This is a genomic window from Chroococcidiopsis sp. SAG 2025 (genome assembly GCF_032860985.1).
Lineage (GTDB): Bacteria > Cyanobacteriota > Cyanobacteriia > Cyanobacteriales > Chroococcidiopsidaceae > Chroococcidiopsis.
Genome location: NZ_JAOCNC010000001.1, coordinates 2,071,093 through 2,092,619 on the forward strand (window position 1 = coordinate 2,071,093; position 21,527 = coordinate 2,092,619).

The 21,527-nt window shown below is 45.6% G+C and carries 23 protein-coding genes and 2 pseudogenes; 15 read left to right on the forward strand and 10 right to left on the reverse strand.

What is annotated here, in order from left to right; all coding sequences use genetic code 11:
- Positions 1–52: 52 nt before the first annotated feature.
- A complete protein-coding gene (infC, locus tag N4J56_RS09960) occupies positions 53–589 on the reverse strand; it encodes a translation initiation factor IF-3 (protein ID WP_015154368.1) in 537 nt (178 codons plus the stop codon).
- Between the two features lie 356 nt (positions 590–945).
- Here infC and N4J56_RS09965 point away from each other — a divergent pair, with 356 nt between their 5' ends.
- A complete protein-coding gene (locus N4J56_RS09965) occupies positions 946–1,887 on the forward strand; it encodes an alpha/beta fold hydrolase (protein ID WP_317106317.1) in 942 nt (313 codons plus the stop codon).
- 57 nt (positions 1,888–1,944) lie between these two features.
- Here the strand turns inward: N4J56_RS09965 and N4J56_RS09970 are convergent, their stop codons facing one another.
- Entirely contained in the window at positions 1,945–2,283 is a 339-nt protein-coding gene (locus N4J56_RS09970) for a phospholipid-binding protein (RefSeq protein ID WP_106548121.1), read from the reverse strand.
- 503 nt (positions 2,284–2,786) lie between these two features.
- Between N4J56_RS09970 and ilvN the strand changes: the two genes are divergently transcribed.
- Positions 2,787–3,311: an acetolactate synthase small subunit gene (ilvN, locus tag N4J56_RS09975; RefSeq protein ID WP_317106318.1), complete on the forward strand. Its 525-nt coding sequence runs from the start codon at positions 2,787–2,789 to the stop codon at positions 3,309–3,311.
- Between the two features lies 1 nt (position 3,312).
- Here ilvN and N4J56_RS09980 read toward each other — a convergent pair whose 3' ends face one another.
- Positions 3,313–3,804, reverse strand: a complete 492-nt coding sequence (locus tag N4J56_RS09980; protein WP_317106319.1) for an NUDIX hydrolase — start codon at positions 3,802–3,804, stop codon at positions 3,313–3,315.
- Positions 3,805–4,228: 424 nt separating this feature from the next.
- Between N4J56_RS09980 and N4J56_RS09985 the strand changes: the two genes are divergently transcribed.
- Entirely contained in the window at positions 4,229–4,387 is a 159-nt protein-coding gene (locus N4J56_RS09985) for a hypothetical protein (RefSeq protein WP_165587649.1), read from the forward strand.
- A gap of 177 nt (positions 4,388–4,564) precedes the next feature.
- Here the strand turns inward: N4J56_RS09985 and N4J56_RS09990 are convergent, their stop codons facing one another.
- Positions 4,565–4,747 (reverse strand): hypothetical protein, encoded by a 183-nt coding sequence (locus N4J56_RS09990; RefSeq protein ID WP_041463045.1) that lies wholly within the window; start codon positions 4,745–4,747, stop codon positions 4,565–4,567.
- A gap of 330 nt (positions 4,748–5,077) precedes the next feature.
- Between N4J56_RS09990 and N4J56_RS09995 the strand changes: the two genes are divergently transcribed.
- Together N4J56_RS09995 and N4J56_RS10000 are read left to right on the forward strand one after the other, a co-directional pair.
- Positions 5,078–5,635: a helix-turn-helix domain-containing protein gene (locus N4J56_RS09995; protein ID WP_317105833.1), complete on the forward strand. Its 558-nt coding sequence runs from the start codon at positions 5,078–5,080 to the stop codon at positions 5,633–5,635.
- Positions 5,636–5,676: 41 nt separating this feature from the next.
- Positions 5,677–6,411 (forward strand): transposase, encoded by a 735-nt coding sequence (locus tag N4J56_RS10000; RefSeq protein ID WP_317105834.1) that lies wholly within the window; start codon positions 5,677–5,679, stop codon positions 6,409–6,411.
- Between the two features lie 4 nt (positions 6,412–6,415).
- Here the strand turns inward: N4J56_RS10000 and N4J56_RS10005 are convergent, their stop codons facing one another.
- The 5 genes from N4J56_RS10005 to N4J56_RS10025 form a co-directional block, all read right to left on the reverse strand.
- Complete coding sequence (locus N4J56_RS10005) at positions 6,416–7,813, reverse strand: PP2C family protein-serine/threonine phosphatase (protein ID WP_317106320.1); 1,398 nt, start codon at positions 7,811–7,813, stop codon at positions 6,416–6,418.
- A gap of 488 nt (positions 7,814–8,301) precedes the next feature.
- Positions 8,302–9,972 (reverse strand): signal recognition particle-docking protein FtsY, encoded by a 1,671-nt coding sequence (gene ftsY / locus N4J56_RS10010; protein WP_317106321.1) that lies wholly within the window; start codon positions 9,970–9,972, stop codon positions 8,302–8,304.
- A gap of 55 nt (positions 9,973–10,027) precedes the next feature.
- Positions 10,028–10,702, reverse strand: coding sequence for a transcription antitermination factor NusB (nusB, locus tag N4J56_RS10015; protein ID WP_317106322.1), 675 nt, complete (start codon positions 10,700–10,702; stop codon positions 10,028–10,030).
- 118 nt (positions 10,703–10,820) lie between these two features.
- Positions 10,821–11,498 carry a DUF502 domain-containing protein gene (locus N4J56_RS10020; RefSeq protein ID WP_410500314.1) on the reverse strand — a complete coding sequence of 226 codons (678 nt, stop codon included), beginning with the start codon at positions 11,496–11,498 and terminating at the stop codon, positions 10,821–10,823.
- 227 nt (positions 11,499–11,725) lie between these two features.
- Positions 11,726–12,607, reverse strand: a complete 882-nt coding sequence (locus N4J56_RS10025; RefSeq protein WP_317106324.1) for an alpha/beta hydrolase — start codon at positions 12,605–12,607, stop codon at positions 11,726–11,728.
- A gap of 154 nt (positions 12,608–12,761) precedes the next feature.
- Between N4J56_RS10025 and N4J56_RS10030 the strand changes: the two genes are divergently transcribed.
- Entirely contained in the window at positions 12,762–13,589 is an 828-nt protein-coding gene (locus N4J56_RS10030; RefSeq protein ID WP_410500463.1) for an SDR family oxidoreductase, read from the forward strand.
- Positions 13,590–13,591: 2 nt separating this feature from the next.
- On the opposite strand, the gene N4J56_RS10035 is transcribed toward N4J56_RS10030, so the two are convergent.
- Complete coding sequence (locus tag N4J56_RS10035) at positions 13,592–14,338, reverse strand: DUF3598 family protein (RefSeq protein ID WP_317106326.1); 747 nt, start codon at positions 14,336–14,338, stop codon at positions 13,592–13,594.
- A 143-nt stretch (positions 14,339–14,481) separates the two neighbouring features.
- Here N4J56_RS10035 and N4J56_RS10040 point away from each other — a divergent pair, with 143 nt between their 5' ends.
- From N4J56_RS10040 to N4J56_RS10075, 9 genes and pseudogenes are all read left to right on the forward strand, one after another.
- Positions 14,482–15,966: a CIA30 family protein gene (locus tag N4J56_RS10040; protein WP_317106327.1), complete on the forward strand. Its 1,485-nt coding sequence runs from the start codon at positions 14,482–14,484 to the stop codon at positions 15,964–15,966.
- Between the two features lie 284 nt (positions 15,967–16,250).
- Entirely contained in the window at positions 16,251–16,736 is a 486-nt protein-coding gene (locus tag N4J56_RS10045; RefSeq protein WP_317106328.1) for an AMIN domain-containing protein, read from the forward strand.
- A gap of 54 nt (positions 16,737–16,790) precedes the next feature.
- Positions 16,791–17,669 carry a TonB-dependent receptor gene (locus N4J56_RS10050; RefSeq protein ID WP_317106329.1) on the forward strand — a complete coding sequence of 293 codons (879 nt, stop codon included), beginning with the start codon at positions 16,791–16,793 and terminating at the stop codon, positions 17,667–17,669.
- Positions 17,670–17,744: 75 nt separating this feature from the next.
- Positions 17,745–18,525, forward strand: a protein-coding gene (locus N4J56_RS10055; protein WP_317105119.1) for an IS5 family transposase whose coding sequence is annotated in 2 segments (ribosomal slippage) — positions 17,745–18,082 and positions 18,081–18,525 — 783 coding nt in all. Because the reading frame shifts where the segments join, the coding sequence is not laid out codon by codon here.
- Positions 18,526–18,588: 63 nt separating this feature from the next.
- Positions 18,589–19,596 (forward strand): annotated as a pseudogene (locus N4J56_RS10060) (TonB-dependent receptor).
- Positions 19,597–19,848: 252 nt separating this feature from the next.
- Positions 19,849–20,010: pseudogene (locus N4J56_RS40905) on the forward strand (hypothetical protein); the annotation flags it as partial.
- Positions 20,011–20,025: 15 nt separating this feature from the next.
- The gene (locus N4J56_RS10065; protein ID WP_317106330.1) at positions 20,026–20,301 is read left to right on the forward strand and encodes a hypothetical protein; all 276 of its coding nucleotides are present in this window, start codon (positions 20,026–20,028) and stop codon (positions 20,299–20,301) included.
- Positions 20,249–20,959, forward strand: a complete 711-nt coding sequence (locus N4J56_RS10070; protein ID WP_317106331.1) for a transposase — start codon at positions 20,249–20,251, stop codon at positions 20,957–20,959. Before N4J56_RS10065 ends, N4J56_RS10070 begins: the two co-directional genes overlap by 53 nt.
- Positions 20,959–21,141: a hypothetical protein gene (locus N4J56_RS10075; protein ID WP_317106332.1), complete on the forward strand. Its 183-nt coding sequence runs from the start codon at positions 20,959–20,961 to the stop codon at positions 21,139–21,141. The genes N4J56_RS10070 and N4J56_RS10075 overlap by 1 nt, the downstream gene beginning before the upstream one ends.
- The last annotated feature ends 386 nt before the right edge of the window (positions 21,142–21,527 follow it).

Consider the following 21,527-nt stretch of genomic DNA (forward strand, 5'->3'; position numbering starts at 1 on the left):
AACGCGCGATCGCAAATCAAAAGCCCCCCTTAAAAAGGGGGGTTGGGGGGATCTACTTCTTAGGAGAGATCAACATCATCATATTGCGCCCTTCCTTCTTCGGCGCTTGTTGTAGCTCTCCCACCTCTTGCAGATCCGTCGCCATCCGCTTGAGTAAGGTTTCTGCCAAATCGCTGTGTTGAATTTCCCGACCTCGGAACATCACAGTTGCTTTCACCTTATCGCCATCTTTCAAGAAGCGTTCGGCTTGATTGACGCGCACTCGATAGTCATGTTCCTCAATCTTGTAGCGCATCTTTACTTCTTTCACGTCAGCCGTATGCTGCTTCTTCCGAGCTTCCCGCGCCTTCTTCTCCTGCTCGAACTTATACTTGCCGTAGTCCATAATTCGGCACACAGGCGGGTCAGCTTTATCGCTGAGCAGAACCAGGTCTAATTCTTTTTCCTCAGCAATTTGCAGTGCTTCGTAGGGAGTTAAAATTCCCATCTGACTGCCATCAGTATCGATGACTCGAATCTTAGGGAAGCGAATGCGTTCGTTAATTTGGGGTAAATCTTTTGTGGGTCTTCTTTTTTCAATCACAGGCATATAGGATTATTAGCAACTGTTTGTTAGATAACTGGGATGAATCCAGCTTGAGCAACTATTAGACTAAGACAACTATGTATACCTTCACACCAACCAATCGGCTTTCGGGAACGGAAAATTAGGGTCTTCAATCCATAGCAAACAGCAGGCTTTCTTGGTACTTGAAATTCACGATAGCACTTTTTTCTGCTAGTTAGGGGTAGGGAAATTCCTCTATTTGCGAACTCCGATCGCCATCCATTTGTTAAGATCGTCTTAACTCCTCAGGATAAATGCGATCGCCTCCCATCAAAACATCTCAATTGTTAAAATAATTTAGAGATTTTATAACTTTATTCAACTTGACCAAAACAAGCGTGGATACCTTATTACACTGGCAGCAACGGGTTGGCAGTCAAAGAGACTGGATTTGGCGTGGCTGGCAGATTCGCTACACTTTTATTCGCCCAGAACAACCCCAGCCTCAGACGACACCGATAATTTTACTGCATGGCTTTGGCACGTCAATCGGTCATTGGCGACAAAACTTAGCCGTGCTAGGGGAACAGCACACAGTTTACGCGGTGGATATGTTGGGCTTTGGTGCGTCGGAAAAAGCTCCAGTGAGCTATAAGGTAGAACTGTGGGTAGAACAAGTTTACGATTTCTGGCGCACGTTTATTCAGCATCCAGTCGTCTTAGTTGGTAATTCTATCGGTTCGCTAGTGTCGCTGAGAGCGGCAGCTATGCATCCTGATATGGTGCAGGGTATTGTGATGCTCAGTCTTCCCGATCTATCTATCCGACAGGAAGCCATACCTAAGATTTTACGTCCCGCGATCGCCGCGCTCGAAAATCTCTTCACCTCACCCTTATTAATTAAATCCATTTTTCGCATTGTCCGCCGCCCCCAAGTGGTAAAGCGTTGGGCAGGCATTGCATATGCTAATTCTGAAGCCGTAACTGATGAATTAGTAGATATTTTGTTAGGACCAGCTCAAGACCGAGGTTCGGCACAAGCTTTCTATGCCACGCTAAAAGCTATGTTGGATTCTCAATTCGATCCTTCAGTCAAAAGCATCTTACCAAATCTAAACATTCCCATCCTACTGATTTGGGGACAGCAAGACCGCATGATTCCACCCGCTTTCGCCCCCAAGTTTGCTGCTTACAATCCTAACGTGCAACTTCTAATTTTAGAGAATGCAGGACATTTCGCTCATGATGAGTGCCCTGAAGAAGTCAACCAAGCGGTCTTGGACTGGATCGACTCTTTCCTTGCCCGTCCCGATCTTGCTCTATACAAAGTTAATAATTAGTTGTTAATGGTTAATTGTTTGTATCGCCATTAACCATTAACAATTAGCCATCAGTTTTTATCCGATACTGACTTGATCGGTAGTTACGTCAGTTGCGCCTTGAACGTTTCTGGCAACAGAAACCATTTTTTGCAAAATATCTTGGCTGGGAACCTTGCCTTTTAAAACCACGGTACTGCCCGTTTGAGCCACGTAGAGAGTATCAACGTCAGTTAAGCTTTGGTCTTCATCAAATGCCAAAGCAACACGCTTAGCTAAACCACTCTGATCGTATTCTCCATTCAATCCTAGACGCTCGGGAGGAACTGATTCAGTGGCAGCAGCAGCCTGTGGCGTAGGATTAACTTGAGCATTTTGCGGTTTGTTCATGCCAAACAGTCTTTGTAACCAACCCATAGATTTTTCTCCTTCAGTAATTAACTGCTCTCAGTGTAAGTTTGCGTAGCGATCGCCACACCTATCTGAAAGAAGATATAGCCACAAGTTGATAATCTTAAGAGTAAATCTGCGAATTGAAGTTTAATTAAGTTAAATTTAATTTTTTTCGCTAATTTTTAACCTAAAATCGCGCCATAAGCATCACTATCTACTTGGCAATTCCCTAACCTTCTGTTGAAGGGGACTTTGAATTTCCCCTTTTCGAGGGAGGCGAGGGAGATCGAGATCTCTAGCTTCCAGTGCTTAACTCCTGCGACAACACATGTATTTTTTTCAGCTAGAAAACATCCGTTGAGAGCAAAAGACGAGATAGATCGAGATAGAATATAAGGCTGAACAGATTGATTTTAGCGATCGGACAGAAAGTAGAGAGCAGTGAGTAGCAACTATCAACCATCAACCATCTTCACGCAGTGTAGCGCCAGCGTTTACCATCAACCATCAACCATCAACCATTAAAAATGAAACATACCCTTTCAGTTCTAGTGGAAGATGAAGCGGGGGTACTAACCCGCATTGCAGGTTTATTTGCCCGTCGTGGCTTTAACATTGAAAGCCTTGCTGTCGGTCAAGCCGAGCAAAACGGAATCTCTCGAATTACAATGGTAGTCCCTGGGGACGATCGCGTTATCGAACAGCTGACCAAGCAGCTATATAAACTCGTCCACGTTCTCAAAGTCCAAGATATCACCGAAGTTCCTTGTGTCGAACGGGAATTGATGTTGATTAAAGTGAATGCTACTAGCTCTAATCGCTCGGAAGTGATTGAAATTGCTCAGATCTTTCGCGCTAGAGTGGTCGATGTGGCTGAAGACTCCCTTACCCTAGAAGTTGTCGGCGACCCTGGTAAAATTGTCGCGCTCGTGCAGTTATTACAAAAGTTTGGACTGCGAGAGGTCGCCCGTACAGGTAAAATTGCCCTCGTGCGAGAGTCGGGAGTCAATACAGAATATCTCAAGTCTCAAGTCGAGGTAAAAGTTTCGTGAGTTAGGCTAAAGTCGTCAACCCGGCAAAATAGTCCTGTAATTGTTGGCTGTGGTCGTGAGCAAGTTGACCGGGAGGTAAAGCACCAGGAGGAAATGCACGAACTTCCATCACTTCTAATGGATCGCGGACTTTCATCCTGCCTGTGACATCTGCCTCAACTACAATACAAATCGAATGGATGCGCGGATCGCGATCGGGTGTGGAATAAACTCCTACCAGTCGCCGAATTTTGACTAAATCCAGCCCCGTTTCCTCAGCTAATTCTCGTTTGACTGCCGTAGCCACATCTTCACCCCAATCTACCATCCCTCCTGGTAGCGACCACAGCCCATTATCACGACGGCGAATCAAAACGATCCGACCATCAGGCAAGATGGGAATGATACTCGTGCCTGGGACGGGATGACGAAATATGATGCCGATGACAGTTTGAATAAATCGCCACCAGCGGCGTAGAGGTTGGGCGATCGCCTTAAAACTAGAAAAAATCACTATTTAACCGTTAGTTAAAATTTATAAATTTTCCTATGCTGAAAAATTCGGTAAAACCCCAGACAGATAGTCTATCCCAGCTTTTGATAATCTCTTAATATAGTTTAAATTCATCTTATCATTTATCGATCTACAACTCAAAACTATGCCCAGAGCTGTATTTAGCTATAGCTTTTTCCCGAGAGTAACTATTGAGATTCATTAATGTTTCTTAATGCAAATGGTGGCATCGCTTCTGCGTACTGCAAACGCCGTTAGCGATCGCGCGTGCTAAGTTGGAATTAGCTGACTACTACAGTCCGATTGGTTTATACTTATGACATTAATCCGCTAAGCTGGGAAAATACCGCTGATGTCGGTGAGTCCAATCGCCTCTAGGAACTCTAGGGGTGGTGTTTTGTTGTCTACAAATAATGAGGTGAACATGGCTAAGCGCCGTAACCAAAAAAAAGAAAAGGCGCTACGGAATCAGGCATATGCCCGTAAGTTTCGTAAACGTGCAACTACGGGTCGGATGCAGAATCGTAGAAATCAACCTCAACCACAGGCTGAGGAAGATGAGGATACAGCAGCTAGTAACTAAGACCAGTTAACAGTGACCAGTGACCAGTGACCAGTGACCAGTGACCAGTGTAAAGACGTTACATGTAACATTTTTACACTTTTACACTGTGTCAGTAATCGAGGTTATCAGTAAAAATCAGGTTTTTGTTCTTTACAGAAAGCTTAGTTGTGACTGATAACTGATAACTGCTAACTGTTAACCAAAGCTAGTCATGCTTTTAACTAAAAAGCCAATAAAAATCCCGATTAGTAAAGCCCATACTTGCCCTGTTTGGATAAAGTGATCGAAAGCTTTCTGCCATTGACCTAGCAGATCTGGATCTTTGATACTTTGAGCTAGCGTACTATGCCAAGGCAAGTGCCAAAGTATTTGAGACATAGAACTCAAAACTTGAGTGTAGTGGGAAAACCAAGTAGTGAGTGGAAGAACTGAACCGACAACCATAACGAGTCAATCTCCTAGCTGAGTATTTGCCTTCTAAAGGCAGCATAAGTTCATGACTGTCGTAACACATAGAATTGGTAGTGACCAGTGTTCAGTTATCAGGGAGTAGGGAGCAGGGAGCAGGGAGTAGGGAGCAGTTAATTCTCTACTGACGACTGACGACTTTGCTGAGCGACTACCAACTACTAGTGAGTCATTTGGTATGAGTGTTGCCATAAAAAGGATGGTCAATTAAAGTGAAGATACATAGTTTTTCAGGTTGTGATGACACGGCAAAAAAAAGCACCTTTGCGACCGTTAAGTGATGAAGAACAAACCGACTTGAAAAAACTGAGCCGTTCTCAATCCCAATCATCTGCTAGTGTCATGCGGGCCAAAGCGATTCTAGCCGTGGCTCTTGGGGCTGATTACACGAGTGCAGCGCAGTTAGTAGGATTACGCTGTGGTGATACGGTCAGCAAGTGGGTCAGTCGCTTCAATGTTGAAGGCTTAGCTGCCTTACAGCCTCGACATGGCGGTGGGGCAGTAGTGCAATACAGCGAACCAGAAAAACAACGCATCCTGTCCGAATTTCAGCGTCAACCAGAGCGGCAGAAAGAGGGCACGGCAACCTGGTCAGTAGCTACACTTCAACGGGCTTTGCGTCAGGCTCCTGATGGCTTAACCCAAATCAGTACTTATACAATTTGGCAGGTACTCAAAGAGGCGGGCTATAGCTGGCAAAAGAGCCGCAGTTGGTTAAAAACTGGACAGGTGAAGCGCATACGCAAAGGCAAGCTAGTAGTAGTAACTGACCCAGATACCGTGGCAAAAAAAAACTGATAGAACGCGCTTACACTCAGGGACAGAAGCTAGGCTTGAGTGTGTGGTGCGAAGACGAGGCGGGACCATTTGGCACTGCTCCTTACCCTGGTAGCAATTGGCAGCCAGTAGGTAAACCGACACGGCAAGAACATGAATATATCCGTAATGGCACAGCCAAGCTGTTAACGCTATTCCATCCCGCTACTGGGCAAGTACGAGTTAAGGGTGTTACCAGTTGTACCAATGCTGTGTTGCACGAATGGCTCAAGCAAGAATTAGCTAGTGTTGTACAATCACTGCCAACTCCAGCTCGATTACTCAAGCCTGAAGAAAATCAACGGTTATGGAAAAGTTGGCAGCAGGGGTTGAAAGTACGCTTTACACTCCCACACGACTTACCGCCACTGCGAATGTTGCTAGTGATGGATAACTTGGTCGGACATAAAACTCCCCAGTTGGTATTGTGGCTGTGTGCTCATGGCATCATGCCGCTCTACACACCTCTTGGCGGTAGCTGGCTGAATATGGCTGAGTCGATTCAACGAATTCTCAAACGCCGAGCTCTAGAGGGGCATCATCCGCAAACAGCCTATCAAATTATTGAGTGGTTGGAAGCAACTGCTTTTGGATGGAACCAACAACCAACGCCGTTTGTCTGGGCAGGATTACGAGCGCAACGTCGAGACAGAGCGCGTCAAAGATTTCACTCTCTTGGTGGTTCTGGTGCCTGTACGCATCGTCCTCTTCGGCGGACAACTATTGCCAAAAATAATGGCAACACTCATACCAAATGACCCACTAGTTGATTCGCATGACTACTAATGTCATATCGTCTTTATTTTGGTTAGTTGCGCCACTGATGAATTTGTGAACTTGAGCGAAAAGATATTCGAGAATTGCTTGGGGGTCTTGACAGTGGCGACAAGCAAATTTAAATTCGCGTTCTAGCCTTTCTTCGTCAAAGCGATCGCCTCTTTGATTAGCAGCATCAGTAAACCCGTCTGTATAGTAAATAATTGTGTCTCCTGGTTCTAACTGAACTTGAGCATCTTCGTAATTGCTATGAGCTTCAAGCCCGATCAACATGCCCTCTAAAGTATCTAAGCGCTTCACTGTTTTTGTAGCTGCTTGCCATAATAAGGGCGGATGATGGGCTGCATTGCTATAAGTTAGCGTGCGCGTCTGCGGACTGTATTCTGAATAGAACAAAGTGACAAAACGATGAGAATTTTCTAAATCGGTATACATGACCCGATTTAAATGCTGCAAAATTCGAGACGGAGAGTGTTCGTTTAATGCCTCAGCGCGCAACATTCCCCGCGTCATAGTCATGATGAGTCCGGCTGGAACCCCTTTGCCCATCACATCACCAATTACTAAGCCCCAGCAACTATCGGGGTTGCTACTTTTGCCGTCTGCTTGACTCAAGTTGCGTTCGATCGGAATGAAGTCGTAGTAATCTCCGCCAACGCGGTTGGCTGGCTGACATCTCGCCGCTAGAGATACCCCAGGGACGTTAGGACATTGGCGAGGTAAAAGTCGTAATTGAATTTCTGCTCCAATTTCTAACTCGCGGTCTAGACGCTCTTTCTTGCGTAGTTCTACTTTTAGTTCGTCATTTTCAATTGCTACTGCTGTTTGGTCGGCAACAAGTCGGACTAACTTCTGTCTGGTTTCCGTCCAAGTATATTCGGGATCGCTGCTAAAGACGTATAATCTTCCTCGTTCTGCCTGCTTGACCAAAATTGTCGTACCAAATAACTGTATTTGCGATCCTAAGTGATGGCTGACTTGAGCATCTAAAGTTGCCGTAGCAGGAACGATTTGGGCTGTTGCAAGTGCAGTGGTGACGGCGCTCGTGGCTGTTTCTAAAGCTTTACGGATTTGTTTGCGTTGGTGTATATCTTGGCAATGTAGCTTTTCCAAGCTCACCTGACCGTTAGATTTGTAGAGGAACAATACCCCACCGTCAGCATCCGTTACCCGTGTTGCTATTAACGGAATTAGTTCGAGAAACTGATTCAAATTATTGAAGCTCCTGAGGGCAAATCCCAAGGAACTTAGCAAATCTTGTACCTTATTCTGTTCCCGATACAGGCGCGCCACTAGTTCTTTGAGCGCTACAACTGGGTTAACATCAGTAGCGGCGCTGCTAGTTCGATCGGTTGGTTGGAAGGGCGGTTGAGGCACAGACACGGGTTTAGTTTTATTATGTTAGAGAGTAGTCGTGAGCCATCAAGTTAGGCAGTAAGAGTCATAGAACCAATAGCTAAGTAGTTTAGCAATGTCTTTTGAAGGATATACCTACAGGTACACTAAAAAAAGTGTGTTTTACCCCCTTTTGCTCCTGTTAGTATAGATTCTTTGACAACAAAGTTGCTGAAAAAATTTTAATTTTAATTTTGGATTTTACTAAAACTAAGTTAGTTGCTGCAATTTATTGGCTTTTACGCATAGGCAGGAGCAATAGGTTAAGTTGAGATATCTTAACTTAAAATTCAATACAATTGCTGTCGAAGTATTACTGAATTTAGAGGGAGCAGGGAGTAGGGAAGCGGGCAGAGGGCGAGGTTCCCTCGCCATCGGAGCCGCGTAGTAGGGAGTAGGGAATGAACAGGTGAATTCTTCCTTGTCCCCCTTGTCCCCCTTGTCCCTTAGTTTTCTCTTTCTTCCCCTAGCCCCTATTACGTTCCGATCAGTGCTTCTACAAATTCGTAGCTAGAAAAAGGACGCAGATCTTCAATGCCTTCGCCAGCGCCGATGAAGCGAATTGGGAGATTGAGTTGCTGCACGACTGCTAGAGCCACGCCACCCTTAGCCGTGCCATCAAGTTTGGTTAAGACTACACCGCTGAGCTGAGCGGCTTGAGCAAACACTTCTGCTTGTCGCAAGCCGTTTTGTCCCAGGGTAGCATCGAGGACGAGTAAAGATTCTACACGGGCATCGGAGGCTTTTTTATCGACGATGCGGCGAATTTTACTCAGTTCGTCCATCAAGTTTTTCTTGTTTTGCAGTCTTCCAGCCGTATCGACGAGTAGTAATTCTGTGTTGCGTGCTTGTGCGGCAGCGATCGCATCAAATACCACTGCGGCTGGATCGGTATTTTTACCAGGATTGGCAATCACTTCGACATTGCTCCTTGCGCCCCATACCTTCACTTGTTCCACGGCAGCGGCGCGGAAGGTATCTGCTGCCCCAATTAAGCAGTTATAGCCGGATTTTTGCGCGATATGGGCGAGTTTACCGATAGTTGTGGTCTTACCTGCCCCATTGACTCCAGTAATTAACCAAATATTGAGTTTATCTTTTTCTGGAACAAAAACAGGGCTGCGATTTTGCAAGGGGCGATCGAGCATATCTCGGAGAATCTTTTTCAGATAAGCGATCGCGGCATCTGGGGGTAAGGCTGCTTGCTTGATCTGATTTTGCAAGGCTTCGATGATGTAATCCGTCGCTTCCACTCCAACATCTGCTTGCAGCAGCAGAGCTTCAATTTCCATCACTGCTGCTTGGTTCAGCGGACCTTGACCGACAATTGATTTTAACTGGTTGACAATGTTACGGCGCGTTTTGCCTAAACCCTGCCGCAGCTTTTTCAACCAAGTAATCTCTTCCAGCGAAATATCTTCCGGTCGCCGTCCTTGCGCCGCCAGAACCTCCGCCGACCACAAAAACCCTTCATCAAAAGCAAAGTCAGGAGCTAAGTCAGTATCGGCTGTAGGTGTAGTAACTTCTGTCGCCGTCACTGGCTGTAATACTTCTGGTTCTGGTTCCTCGATCGCAGTTGCCTTTAGCCTCTCCAGCCTTGCCTGACGCTCTGCTTCTGCTCTTGCCCAAAAAGGTACGCTCGCTGTTTCCTCTGGTGTTGTGTCCTCTGCCGCAGTTTCCTCTACTGCAATTTCCTCTGGTACAGCGGCTTCTGGTGCAGTTGCTTCTATTGGTGTTTCTGCTGTAGTAGTTTCCTCTGCAATCGCTGATGCTTCTGTTGTGGCTATTTCCTCAGTCGCGATCGGTTCTGCTAGCGTGGCTGTTTCTGCCGTAACTGGTTCCTCTGACTTGACAAGTTGCTCTACTTGTGCGTCTAAAGCTTCTGCTTCGGATTCCGCTAACTCAGCAGCTCCCTCAGCTCCCTCAGCTTCCTTCTCTCCCTCAGTTCTCTTTTCTGGAGCTTGCTGCTGCCTTTCTTGAATACTTTTATAGGCTGCTTTAGCAAAGCTGAGATAATCTACTGCTGCATCTTGAGTCGGTTGTTCCTGGGATACGTCTGCTGGTTGCTCCGGTGCTGGAGTAGCAGGTTGCTCCTCTTGTGGAGTAGAAGATTCATCGTGTTTGCGGCGGAACCAGTTAAAAGGCATTGTCAGTTATCAGGGAACAGGGAACAGGGAACAGGGAGCAGGGAGCAGGGAGCAGTCACTGTTGACTTCTGACTTCCGACTTCCGACTTCCGACTGCTTTTTGTTTCAAGCGATCGGTGACGCGGCGCAAAACGCCGTTGATAAATTTGTATCCTTCGTCTCCACTGTACCGCTTTGCGAGTTCTACTGCTTCATCGATCGCGACACTAACCCGATCTTGAAAACCTAAAAACTCAATTTCGGCTACTGCAATCCGCAGGATATCCCGATCGATCCGCGCCAGTCGATTTAATTGCCAGTCTACTAAAGCCTGTTCTAAAATTTCATCAATTTCAGCTCGGTTTTGATTGACTGTATTCACAAGTGTTAGCGCGTAACGGCGGACATCAAAATTTGGTTCTGCTGCCGTGGCTGATTGGATCGTCTCTGGTAGTTGCATGGCTGTAGCAAGGCGATTAATTGCACTTTGAGTTAATTGAATCCCATCCTGCAACATAGCTCTAGCTGTTTGGACATCGTTAGCACGGGTTTCGCTCGTCAAGAGGCGATCGTTTGCCCGCTGAACTTCTCCAGAAGCCGTCTCTAGAGCATCTTCTACTTCCGTTGTCAAAGTTCTGACGGCTGCAACTAACAAATTAGATAGTTGTTGCGCTTCCAATTTTTCTGAGGAATTAGGCAGTTGGCTTAAACTAAGCAGAGCCAATTCGCGAGCAATACTTCGTGCTTTCATAAGGGGGTGGTGCGTGGTGCGTGGTGCGTGGTGCGTGGTGCGTGGCTAGTGGCTGGTGGCTAGTGGCTGGTGACTTTTCTAGTCACTAGCCACGCTTTCACTGATAACTGATAACTGTTCACTGATTAATCGCTTGTCCTTGGCGATCTAGCAAAAGTGGGGGTAGGGGCGCATTGGGAGAAACAATACCACCAGAGATAATGACTTTAAAAGCATCTTCAACGGACATGGATAGGTCGATCGCTTCGTCTGCTGGAACAATGGCATACCATCCGGTGGTTGGGTTGGGGGTTGTGGGAATAAATACGCTCAGCATCGGGCGATTCATGTGAGATTGAATTTCATGACTCATAATCCCAGTGACAAAGGCGATCGCCCATATACCCCGCCGAGGATACTCTATTAGAATAACGCGCCGAAACTTCCCATTAGAATCTTTAAGCAGGGTTTCGAGCAATTGTTTTAAGGTTTTGTAAACTGCTCCAGCTAAGGGAATGGCTTGTAATAATTGTTCTCCGACATCGAGCAGCCAGCGTCCGGCGATATTGCGTGCCATTAAGCCGATCGCTAAAATGCACAGCAGCGGTACTGTTAGACCTACTGCTAAGTTGATGAGATTCACCAGGAAGGGATTCATTTCATCCAACGGATTCAGTTGTTTGGGAATCCGCGTCAGAAATTCGATCGTCCAACTAGCAACGGCGATCGTCAGCCAGATTGTCGTAGCTAAGGGAATGACGACCAATAATCCTGCAATCAGGTCATTTTTTAGATCCTGTTTCAACCTTTCAAGCACAAGCTGCTGACTCTCCTTTGTCTGGCTGTTGACTTTAGCAAGCCTCTTTTCCTGTTTTTCCCTAATTGGGGAGAAGCAATTTTATAAATAGGCATATCTCTATAATATTTTGTTGACTCTGTAAATAAATATTGCATGTGGTAGTTAGTAGTTGGTAGTTGACGGCTGACGGCTGACGGTTGTTGCTCCTCTGCTGTTTTCTTCCCCTCGCTCCTCGCTCCTCACTCCTACAAATACTTCTGTAACAAGCCGATCGCGATTTCAGGGGTTTCTAAATGTGGTAAAACACCAGCATGGGCGATCGCCTCAAATGCAATAATCGAGCGCGGATTCAGCTTTGCTAAGCGTCGTCCTAAGCCTATTTTGGTAAATTGTGCTTGCTCTCCCCATAAGATCGCTGTGGGTACGATTAGCTGCGGTACGTACAAAGCCAAGTCAAAATAGAGATTAGCCTTGAGAAAAGCAAGGGCAGCGTATTCGGCGTTGGGTTTTTGAGCAGAAGCGAGATAGGCTGCTACCATTTCTGGCGTGACTCGTTCTGGTTTGGCAAAGAGAAATTGTTGGAGAAAGTTACGCACAGAGACTTCGTTTTCTGCACCTATGGCATAAATTAGGCGATCGAGTAAGGGCGTACTAATTAACTGTAGCGGTAGTCTGCGTCCCGCACCTTCGCCGAAGTCGTCAAACCCAGAGGGACAGATGAGTAAGAGAGATTGAAACAATTCGGGACGCTGAACGGCAAGGCGAATTACTAATGCTGCTGTTAAAGAAGAGGCAACTACCCTGATGGGAGGATGGCAAGCTTGAATAAATTCAGCGATTGTAGTGAGATAGTCGGCAATTTGATATTCTCGCACGGGATGTGCTGATTCGCCCCAACCAATTAAGTCGGCTGCAAGAATCTGGTATTCGCTGGCAAATGCAGGGTAAACTTTAGACCATTCGTAAGCTGAAGCACCGCCACCAAAGCAGTGTAGAAAGACTAGGCGAGGTAATTCATGGCTGGATGAGGATAGCCAAGGTGCGGCTACCTGGGTGTAGTAAGTCATTGCTCCTAAAGAGGTGGCGATCGCCTGTTTTCCAAAGCCAGGAGGTTGAAATTGATTCATGTCAGTTTGAATTTGAACGCGCTTAATTTCGGTACTTTGACTTTTGTACGGGCGGGTTTACCAAAAAACTCTGACTCCGACAAAGATTTCGGGTGAACCCGCCCCTACGAATAACTTTTGACTTTTGACTTTCTAGAGAGATTGAATGCAAACTATAAAAGTAGCAATTATAGGCTGTGGTTATGTCGGTAAGGCGATCGCGCGTCACTGGCAGCAGGATGGTAAGTATCAGATTACCGCAACCACGACAACTCAGGCACGGATGAGCGAGTTAGAACAATTAGCTCAGCAAGTTGTCATCGCTAAAGGAGACGATGTAGCTACTCTCCTGTCAGCCATCCAAGATCGAGATATTGTCATTCTGAGCATTGCACCCAAATCTTTTGAAGCCAATAGCTACGAATCTACTTACCTACAAACCGCCAAGAATTTAATTCAAGTTTTGCCACAAACTGCTGTTAAACAAATTATTTATACGGGGAGTTATTCTGTTTACGGCGATCGAAATGGGGCATGGGTAGACGAAGAGTCACCTTTAACGCCAGCAAATCAAAACGGACAAGTTTTGGCAGAGACAGAAGAAGTATTGCTCTGCGCTGCGAGTGACAAATTGAAAGTCTGTATCTTACGCCTGGGAGGAATTTATGGTGAGGGGCGGGAATTGACAAAAATCTTCAGTCGTGCATTTGGTACGACTCGTCCAGGGAACGGGGAAACCTATACGAATTGGATTCACCTTGATGATATTGTTGGTGCGATCGCCTTTGCCGCAGAACGGCAATTAGAGGAAATTTATAATTTGGTTGGCGATGAACCCCCATTATCTCGCGATTTGTTGCAAAACCTGTGCGATCGCCATAACCTACCTCAAGTGTTGTGGAATCCTGAGTTATCGGAAACTCGTCCTTACAATGCCAGGGTATCGAATCGGAAACTCAAAACCGCAGGATACAGTTTTATTCACCCAAAAGTGTTGATTTAGGACTAGACATGGGTAAATTCTGCAAATTTCAAGTTTTGAAAGGCTCCTGTCTCGTCATATGCAATTGTAATCTGTTGCAGATAACTTGAACTCACTAACCAAGTAGCAGCGATTACAATTGGTTTTCCTACCTCAACTTGTCTGGGACAACTTAAAGAAATCTCGTCAGGAAAAAAGAACAATTCGTTCCCTTCTACCTGCCAATTTAAATTTGCTGGAACCGCAGGTGAAACTTTTAGATCGGGTGTCATTGTCACTGAATTTCCCGTCCAATTTTCACTCAGACTTCTTTCCGGTACTAAATCAAGATTTGTAGACCAATGTTGGCTGGGAAAGCCTGTAGAGTCTTCGCGAATACTCAAGATTTTGGTTAAGTTAGTGCCATCAGTATAAGCCGCGATCGCGCTATGGCGTAAGTTTTGGTGAATAAAAAAGAATTCTACTGCAAAAAAAGAGTCAGCTACTAGTTTCTCAGCATGAAAAGCACCAGCACCTTGAGGAAAAAAAATCGATCTAAGAAATGGCTTTTGTAACTGCCAAGTTTTTTCCTCGATTTTACCATCTGCATAAATATATCGATTTGTATGTGTAATTTGAGTTTTTTCTAAGTTGGCACGAAAACTTCTCAAACTTTGAAACGAATCTTTGACCTCTCCTTGAGCAGAATAACTCGTCCAAATTCCATGCCAATCATGTAAATGGTGAGCGCAAAAGTTATTCCAATTTTGTTCTTGAATGTCTATAGGCATAATTAAACTCTTAAATCTTTATCCTCATACAAATACCGCGATCGCCCTACTCCATTCAAGATTTATACCAAAGGCTTAATCATCTCGGCGCGATTTGTTACCAAAATAGAGATAGCTGCTCGCGATCTGACTAGGAACAAGCTATGACAGAAAAAAATCGTACTGGCTGGGATGCAGGTAGATTCATCCGCACTTTAGCCTATTTCGAGGCGATTCCTGGCTGGAGTTGGTTAAAACAGATACTCCCAGGTGTGGCTGACAAACCCGAAAATTATTTATCTGGAGGTAAGCAAGTGGGAGTTATCCTAGTCGCTGGCGCAACGGGTGGCGTAGGTAAGCGAGTCGTACAACGGCTGTTAGAAAGAGGATATCAGGTGCGATCGCTCGTTCGAGATAAAGATAAAGCAAGCTCGATTTTGGGTGATGTCGAAACCTATATCGGCGATATTACCCAACCAGAAACCCTAACACCAGCAATGATGGCAAACGTCCGCGCTGTCATTTGCTGTACGGCGGTGCGAGTACAACCAGTTGGCGGCGATACCCCAGATAGAGAAAAATACAATCAAGGCGTGAAGTTCTATCAACCCGAAATCGTCGGCGATACTCCAGAACGGGTGGAATATTTGGGGGTAAAAAATTTAGTCCAAGTGGCGGCTCAATATTGGCAACAGAACCCAAGTGGTGAAAAAATTATTTTTGATTTTACTCAACCAACTCCCCAATTACAGCAAATTTGGGGTGCTGTGGATGATGTCGTCATGGGTGGTGTCAGTCAAAGCGAGATTCGTTTTGTGGAAGGGACGGCTTTATTTACAGGTAATGTTTCTACAGCCAACTCTGGCGGCTTTGCTTCTGTCAGGACGAAAAATTTCACTTCGCCATTAGATTTATCCGGCTACGAAGGCGTGACGCTGAGAGTCAGGGGAGATGGTAAGCGCTACAAGTTTTTCCTGCGCACGGAATCGAGTTGGGATGGAATGGCTTATTCCTATTCTTTTGACACCGTAGCCAATGAGTGGATAACGGTACGAATTCCATTTAACCAATTAACAGCAGTATTTCGGGCAAAAACAATATCAGATGCTCCGGCGATCGATACTAGCAAAATTCGCTCGTTGCAATTAATGTTGAGCAAATTTGAATACAACGGCGAACTCAATCCACAGTTTTCTCCTGGTGGATTTGCCTTGCAAGTCGAGTCAATTAGCGCGTATGGTAGTGCAAGACCTCAGTTTCTTTTAGTCAGTTCTGCTGGTGTCACTCGTCCCAATCGCCCAGGAATTAACTTAGAGGAAGAACCGCCAGCCGTGCGTTTAAATGACCAATTGGGAGGAATTCTAACTTGGAAATGGCGTGGTGAAGAAGCTGTGAGAGAAAGTGGCGTTCCTTATACAATTATCAGACCGTGTGCGCTGACAGAAGAACCCGGGATACAGCCTTTGGTTTTCGACCAAGCGGATAATATTAAAGGTAAAGTCAGCCGCGATTCAATTGCCGAACTCTGCGTTCGAGTCGTGGAGCAACCCCAGGATGGGAACTTGACTTTTGAAGTCAAAGCCGATCCGAACTACGGTGCTTTTGCTGCTAATTGGCAGAATTTGTTGGCTCGTTTAAACCGCGATTGAGAAAAAAGGGAGCAGGGAGCAGGGAGTAGGGAGCTGGGGAGAAAAGAGCTGGGGAGAGAAAAACCACGCGATACATGAATGTTTTCTCCCTTCTCTTTCAATATCTATTGAGAAAATTTCTTGCTGATTTTTATTGCTTGAGTAGTATTATTGAAAATTAGTTTCAGTAAATTTACTGGCTAAAAAACGATTATTTACTTCAAAATAACGCAAAATAAAATTTTACATCTCTCTAAAGGAGTAAATCAGCAAGTCACATGATGGTTTGTGAGTGAGGAGTTATTGTGTCAAATTTGCAATTATTATCTGTACTAAGCTTAGTCAGCGCGATCGCCACGTTCGTTCCCGCGATCGCTCAAGCGCAACTTGCATCAGTATCTACTTATACTCAAAATGTCCCCCAGGAGCAACGTGGTAGCACAGAGAAGGCGATCGAGGTAACGGGTGTACGACTAAATTCGACTCCTCAAGGGCTAGAACTCATCCTAGAAACGGTAGGCGGACTGCAATTGCCAGCAGCTACGCCCACAGTTGACGACAATAATTGGATAGCAGTTATCCCTAAAACAAGGCTGGTGTTACCAGATGGAGATTATCGGGCAGAAAACCCAGCTCAGGGAATTCGTCTCATTACAGTGAGTCAGATTGATGCTAATCGTGTCCAAGTTCAGATTGTAGGAGAGACGGCAGCACCCACAGCAGAAGTTGTACCAAGTCAAAATGGCTTGGTTGTCACCGTTGCGCCTACAACCACCGCACCAACCGCGTAAACCCCAACAGAAACAGAGACGATTACAGAAGGCGAGCCAGCACAGGAAATTACCGTGACGGCAACGCGGACGGCAGAAGAACCGCGGGACGTACCGCGATCGGTGACGATAATTAACCGCGAACAAATCGAGCAACAAACACAACTGTCGCAGAATGTAGGGGAAATTCTCGGTAAATTGGTTCCTGGGTTAGCAACTCCGACGCAAAGCAGTAGTAACTTTGGGCAAACTCTGCGGGGGCGCAACTTGCAAGTTTTAATTGATGGCGTTCCGCAATCGACTTCGCGAAATGCTCAACGCGATTTGCGCACGATCGCTCCTTCGGCGATCGAACGAATTGAAGTAGTAAGGGGTCCTTCGGCGATTTATGGTGATGGTGGAACGGGTGGTGTCATCAATATCATCACGCGCACGCCGAGCGAGGAGAGGTTAGCTTCTCAGACTCAAATTGGCATAAGTGGAGCTTTGGGAGATTTATCAGGCGATAGTTTGGGTTATAACCTGCAACATGCGATTTCTGGCACTGAGGAAAATCTCGATTTTGCCGTGAGTGGTTCGCTGACGACTACAGGCGGTTTTTTTGATGCCGAGGGCGATCGCATTCCCCCCGATCCGAATGCTCAAGGTGGTTTTTCTGATGCGGAAACACTCAACTTTTTTGGTAAGTTGGGCGTAAATTTAGACGAACAACAGCGTCTCCAGTTGACGTTCAACCACTTCGACGACAGCCAAGATACGGACTTTACTATCGATCCCAGTGTCAACTTGTTACCAGGCAGACAAAAAGCCCGCACTTTGGAAGGATTGAACTTAGACGAACTTCCAGGTACTCGAAACACGCTGCTGAATTTGCAATACAGCCATGAAAACCTGTTGGGCAGCAACGTGCAGGCTCAGTTGTACTACCGAGATTACCTAAGAGGTCATTTATAAAGAAAAGTTGAAAGCAGCGAGAATGGAGGCAAGAGGCTTTTACTATGACAAGACAGTAGCCCAAAGCATTGCCTCATGAGTAGAAAAGCTTACAAAAGTGATTTAACCGATCGAGAATGGCAAATCATTGAACCATTAATTCCACCTGTAAGACCAGGAGGACATCCACGTACTGTGGATATGCGTGAGGTAGTAAATGCCATCTTTTATTTGCTGAAAACTGGCTGTGCTTGGGAGATGCTACCACATGACTTCCCACCCTATTCAACGGTTTATTATTACTTTCGGCGTTGGCAAAAACGAGGAATTTGGCAGCAGATAAATCTTGCCTTACGTGAACAAGTACGGATGAAGCTGGGCAAATCTCATCAAGCTACTGCTGCAATTGTGGATAGCCAGTCCGTAAAAACGACGGAAAAAAGGGGAAGTATCCGGCTTTGATGGCGGCAAGCTAGTTAAAGGTCGCAAACGCCATGTCGTAGTAGATCCTCAAGGACTACTAATGGGTGTAGTAATCACCGAAGCTAATGCTTCAGAACGATTAGGAGCAATAGTGGCATTGCTAGAAGAGTGCTATAACTCTAAGTCTTTAGAGCTAATTTGGGCAGATAGTGGCTACAGTGGAGAGAATTTTGCACAAGCTGTAATGGTAGTCTGCGGTGCAGAAGTAGAAATAGTTAAGCGGATTACAGATGGGTTTGAAGTTTTGCCCAGAAGATGGGTAGTTGAACGAACTTTTGGCTGGCTAGGACGCTATCGACGACTAAGTAAGGATTATGAACTCCTACCGGAAATAAGTGAATCTATGGTCTACGCTGCTATGGTACGGCTGATGCTGAGACGACTAGCTGCTTGATTTTTACTTTATAAATCAGCTCTAACTGAGTTCTTTCCATTTGACGGCAGAAATTTTAGTAACTTGGGCAACCAGATTTATCAGTCGCGGGTGGAATCGGAAAAATTTGGCGGACGCTTACAAATTGAAACACCTCTATTCAATAAAGGGGCAGCAAGATTGTTGTGGGGTGTAGACTACTTTAACGAAGATACCGTCCAACCCGTGACAACCTTCGATCGCACAGCTTTTGCAGCCAGCGGAGGTTTAGATTTTCTCGCTACAGGCGAACGGACTTGGACACCACCGCTAGAACTCAATAGTTTGGGTTTATTTGCGCAGTTAACCTGGGATGTGAGCGAGCGCTTTATCGTCAATGGCGGCGTGCGCTACGAAAATGCCGATGTCAGCGTGGATGACTTCACGACTTTAGCCAATCCCGATACGGTAATTCCTGGGGGCGATCTCAATTTTGACGCGACGCTGTTCAATATCGGCACGGTGTTTTTTCTGACTGACGAGATCGACATATTTGCGAATTTCGCCTAAGGTTTCTCGCTAGCAGATATCGGCTTAGTTTTAAGAAATGCTCAACCAGGATTCGATGTCGAGTCCCTCAATCCAGAACCGCAGCAGGTTGATAGCTATGAAATTGGTTTGCGCGGACAGTGGGAGACAATCCAAGGGTCTTTATCTGCTTTCTATAACGAGTCGGAGTTAGGTACGACCTTTACCGCACCAGGAACCGTACTGCGCGCCCCAGAACGGATTTATGGTGTAGAAGCCGCTATAGACGTGCAACCGAGCGATCGCACTTCACTTGGTGGTTCTGTTACTTTACAAGGAGGCGAGATCGATCTAGCTGATGATGGAGAATATACAGCTTTAGATGGTTTTCGGATTCCACCTTTAAAAGTTGTAGCTTATGTCGAGAATGAAACTTCCCCAGGTTGGCGCAATCGGTTTCAAGCTTTATTTTCTGGCGATCGCGATGTGTTTGGTGACAGTGTTGCTTTTGGGAGAAGGGAAGTAGAAAGTTACTTTACCGTAGACTACATCAGTAGCATTCAACTAGTGGGTCATTTGGTATGAGTGTTGCCATAAAAAGGATGGTCAATTAAAGTGAAGATACATAGTTTTTCAGGTTGTGATGACACGGCAAAAAAAAAGCACCTTTGCGACCGTTAAGTGATGAAGAACAAACCGACTTGAAAAAACTGAGCCGTTCTCAATCCCAATCATCTGCTAGTGTCATGCGGGCCAAAGCGATTCTAGCCGTGGCTTGGGGCTGATTACACGAGTGCAGCGCAGTTAGTAGGATTACGCTGTGGTGATACGGTCAGCAAGTGGGTCAGTCGCTTCAATGTTGAAGGCTTAGCTGCCTTACAGCCTCGACATGGCGGTGGGGCAGTAGTGCAATACAGCGAACCAGAAAACAACGCATCCTGTCCGAATTTCAGCGTCAACCAGAGCGGCAGAAAGAGGGCACGGCAACCTGGTCAGTAGCTACACTTCCGGGCTTTGCGTCAGGCTCCTGATGGCTTAACCCAAATCAGTACTTATACAATTTGGCAGGTACTCAAAGAGGCGGGCTATAGCTGGCAAAAGAGCCGCAGTTGGTTAAAAACTGGACAGGTGAAGCGCATACGCAAAGGCAAGCTAGTAGTAGTAACTGACCCAGATACCGTGGCAAAAAAAACTGATAGAACGCGCTTACACTCAGGGACAGAAGCTAGGCTTGAGTGTGTGGTGCGAAGACGAGGCGGGACCATTTGGCACTGCTCCTTACCCTGGTAGCAATTGGCAGCCAGTAGGTAAACCGACACGGCAAGAACATGAATATATCCGTAATGGCACAGCCAAGCTGTTAACGCTATTCCATCCCGCTACTGGGCAAGTACGAGTTAAGGGTGTTACCAGTTGTACCAATGCTGTGTTGCACGAATGGCTCAAGCAAGAATTAGCTAGTGTTGTACAATCACTGCCAACTCCAGCTCGATTACTCAAGCCTGAAGAAAATCAACGGTTATGGAAAAGTTGGCAGCAGGGGTTGAAAGTACGCTTTACACTCCCACACGACTTACCGCCACTGCGAATGTTGCTAGTGATGGATAACTTGGTCGGACATAAAACTCCCCAGTTGGTATTGTGGCTGTGTGCTCATGGCATCATGCCGCTCTACACACCTCTTGGCGGTAGCTGGCTGAATATGGCTGAGTCGATTCAACGAATTCTCAAACGCCGAGCTCTAGAGGGGCATCATCCGCAAACAGCCTATCAAATTATTGAGTGGTTGGAAGCAACTGCTTTTGGATGGAACCAACAACCAACGCCGTTTGTCTGGGCAGGATTACGAGCAACGTCGAGACAGAGCGCGTCAAAGATTTCACTCTCTTGGTGGTTCTGGTGCCTGTACGCATCGTCCTCTTCGGCGGACAACTATTGCCAAAAATAATGGCAACACTCATACCAAATGACCCACTAGGAGATGCTGGAACTTTACAAATTGGAGTGGAAAACTTGTTAGACAATCAATATTTCCCGATTGTGTCCCAAATTCAACTAACGATTCAGCTTATTCTGCCGCTAGAGGTAGAACTGTTAGCATTAAATACTCGATTGACTGGTAAAAACTAGAGCGTACTACTGTACCCTTCTAGCTCCACTGTAACGAAAAGTTTTACTCAATATATCAATAAAAGTTTTGGACTATAAAAATTTTGAACTCCTAAGTCAATAGCAATTCAAAAAATTAAGCCTCTGAAACACCATAACTACTTTTCGCCGCTTATTCCTCTAACCAGAGAGGGGTATAGTAACTTAAATTGTGATAGAATATTTTGGCGAATCTACTTATAATTCTAGCGAATCTTCTCCTATTTGCTGTATTTGAGGAGATTGTATATAAATCATTTTTTCAAAAAATATTGCTATAGTTATGTATTTAAATGAATGTAGTAGTTCAAGATTAAAGTCTGTCATAAGTATTAGCAATCTCGTCTCTAAGAGTGAAATTAACTTGT

Coding starts and splice junctions, on each gene's coding strand:
- N4J56_RS10040 (WP_317106327.1), top strand. CDS start 14,482: ATGACAGAAAAAAATCGTACTGGCTGGGATGCAGGTAGATTCATCCGC.
- ilvN (WP_317106318.1), top strand. CDS start 2,787: ATGAAACATACCCTTTCAGTTCTAGTGGAAGATGAAGCGGGGGTACTA.
- infC (WP_015154368.1), bottom strand. CDS start 589: ATGCCTGTGATTGAAAAAAGAAGACCCACAAAAGATTTACCCCAAATT.
- N4J56_RS09990 (WP_041463045.1), bottom strand. CDS start 4,747: ATGTCTCAAATACTTTGGCACTTGCCTTGGCATAGTACGCTAGCTCAA.
- N4J56_RS09970 (WP_106548121.1), bottom strand. CDS start 2,283: ATGGGTTGGTTACAAAGACTGTTTGGCATGAACAAACCGCAAAATGCT.
- ftsY (WP_317106321.1), bottom strand. CDS start 9,972: ATGCCTTTTAACTGGTTCCGCCGCAAACACGATGAATCTTCTACTCCA.
- nusB (WP_317106322.1), bottom strand. CDS start 10,702: ATGAAAGCACGAAGTATTGCTCGCGAATTGGCTCTGCTTAGTTTAAGC.
- N4J56_RS10075 (WP_317106332.1), top strand. CDS start 20,959: ATGGCAACACTCATACCAAATGACCCACTAGGAGATGCTGGAACTTTA.
- N4J56_RS09985 (WP_165587649.1), top strand. CDS start 4,229: ATGGCTAAGCGCCGTAACCAAAAAAAAGAAAAGGCGCTACGGAATCAG.
- N4J56_RS09995 (WP_317105833.1), top strand. CDS start 5,078: ATGACACGGCAAAAAAAAGCACCTTTGCGACCGTTAAGTGATGAAGAA.
- N4J56_RS10035 (WP_317106326.1), bottom strand. CDS start 14,338: ATGCCTATAGACATTCAAGAACAAAATTGGAATAACTTTTGCGCTCAC.
- N4J56_RS10025 (WP_317106324.1), bottom strand. CDS start 12,607: ATGAATCAATTTCAACCTCCTGGCTTTGGAAAACAGGCGATCGCCACC.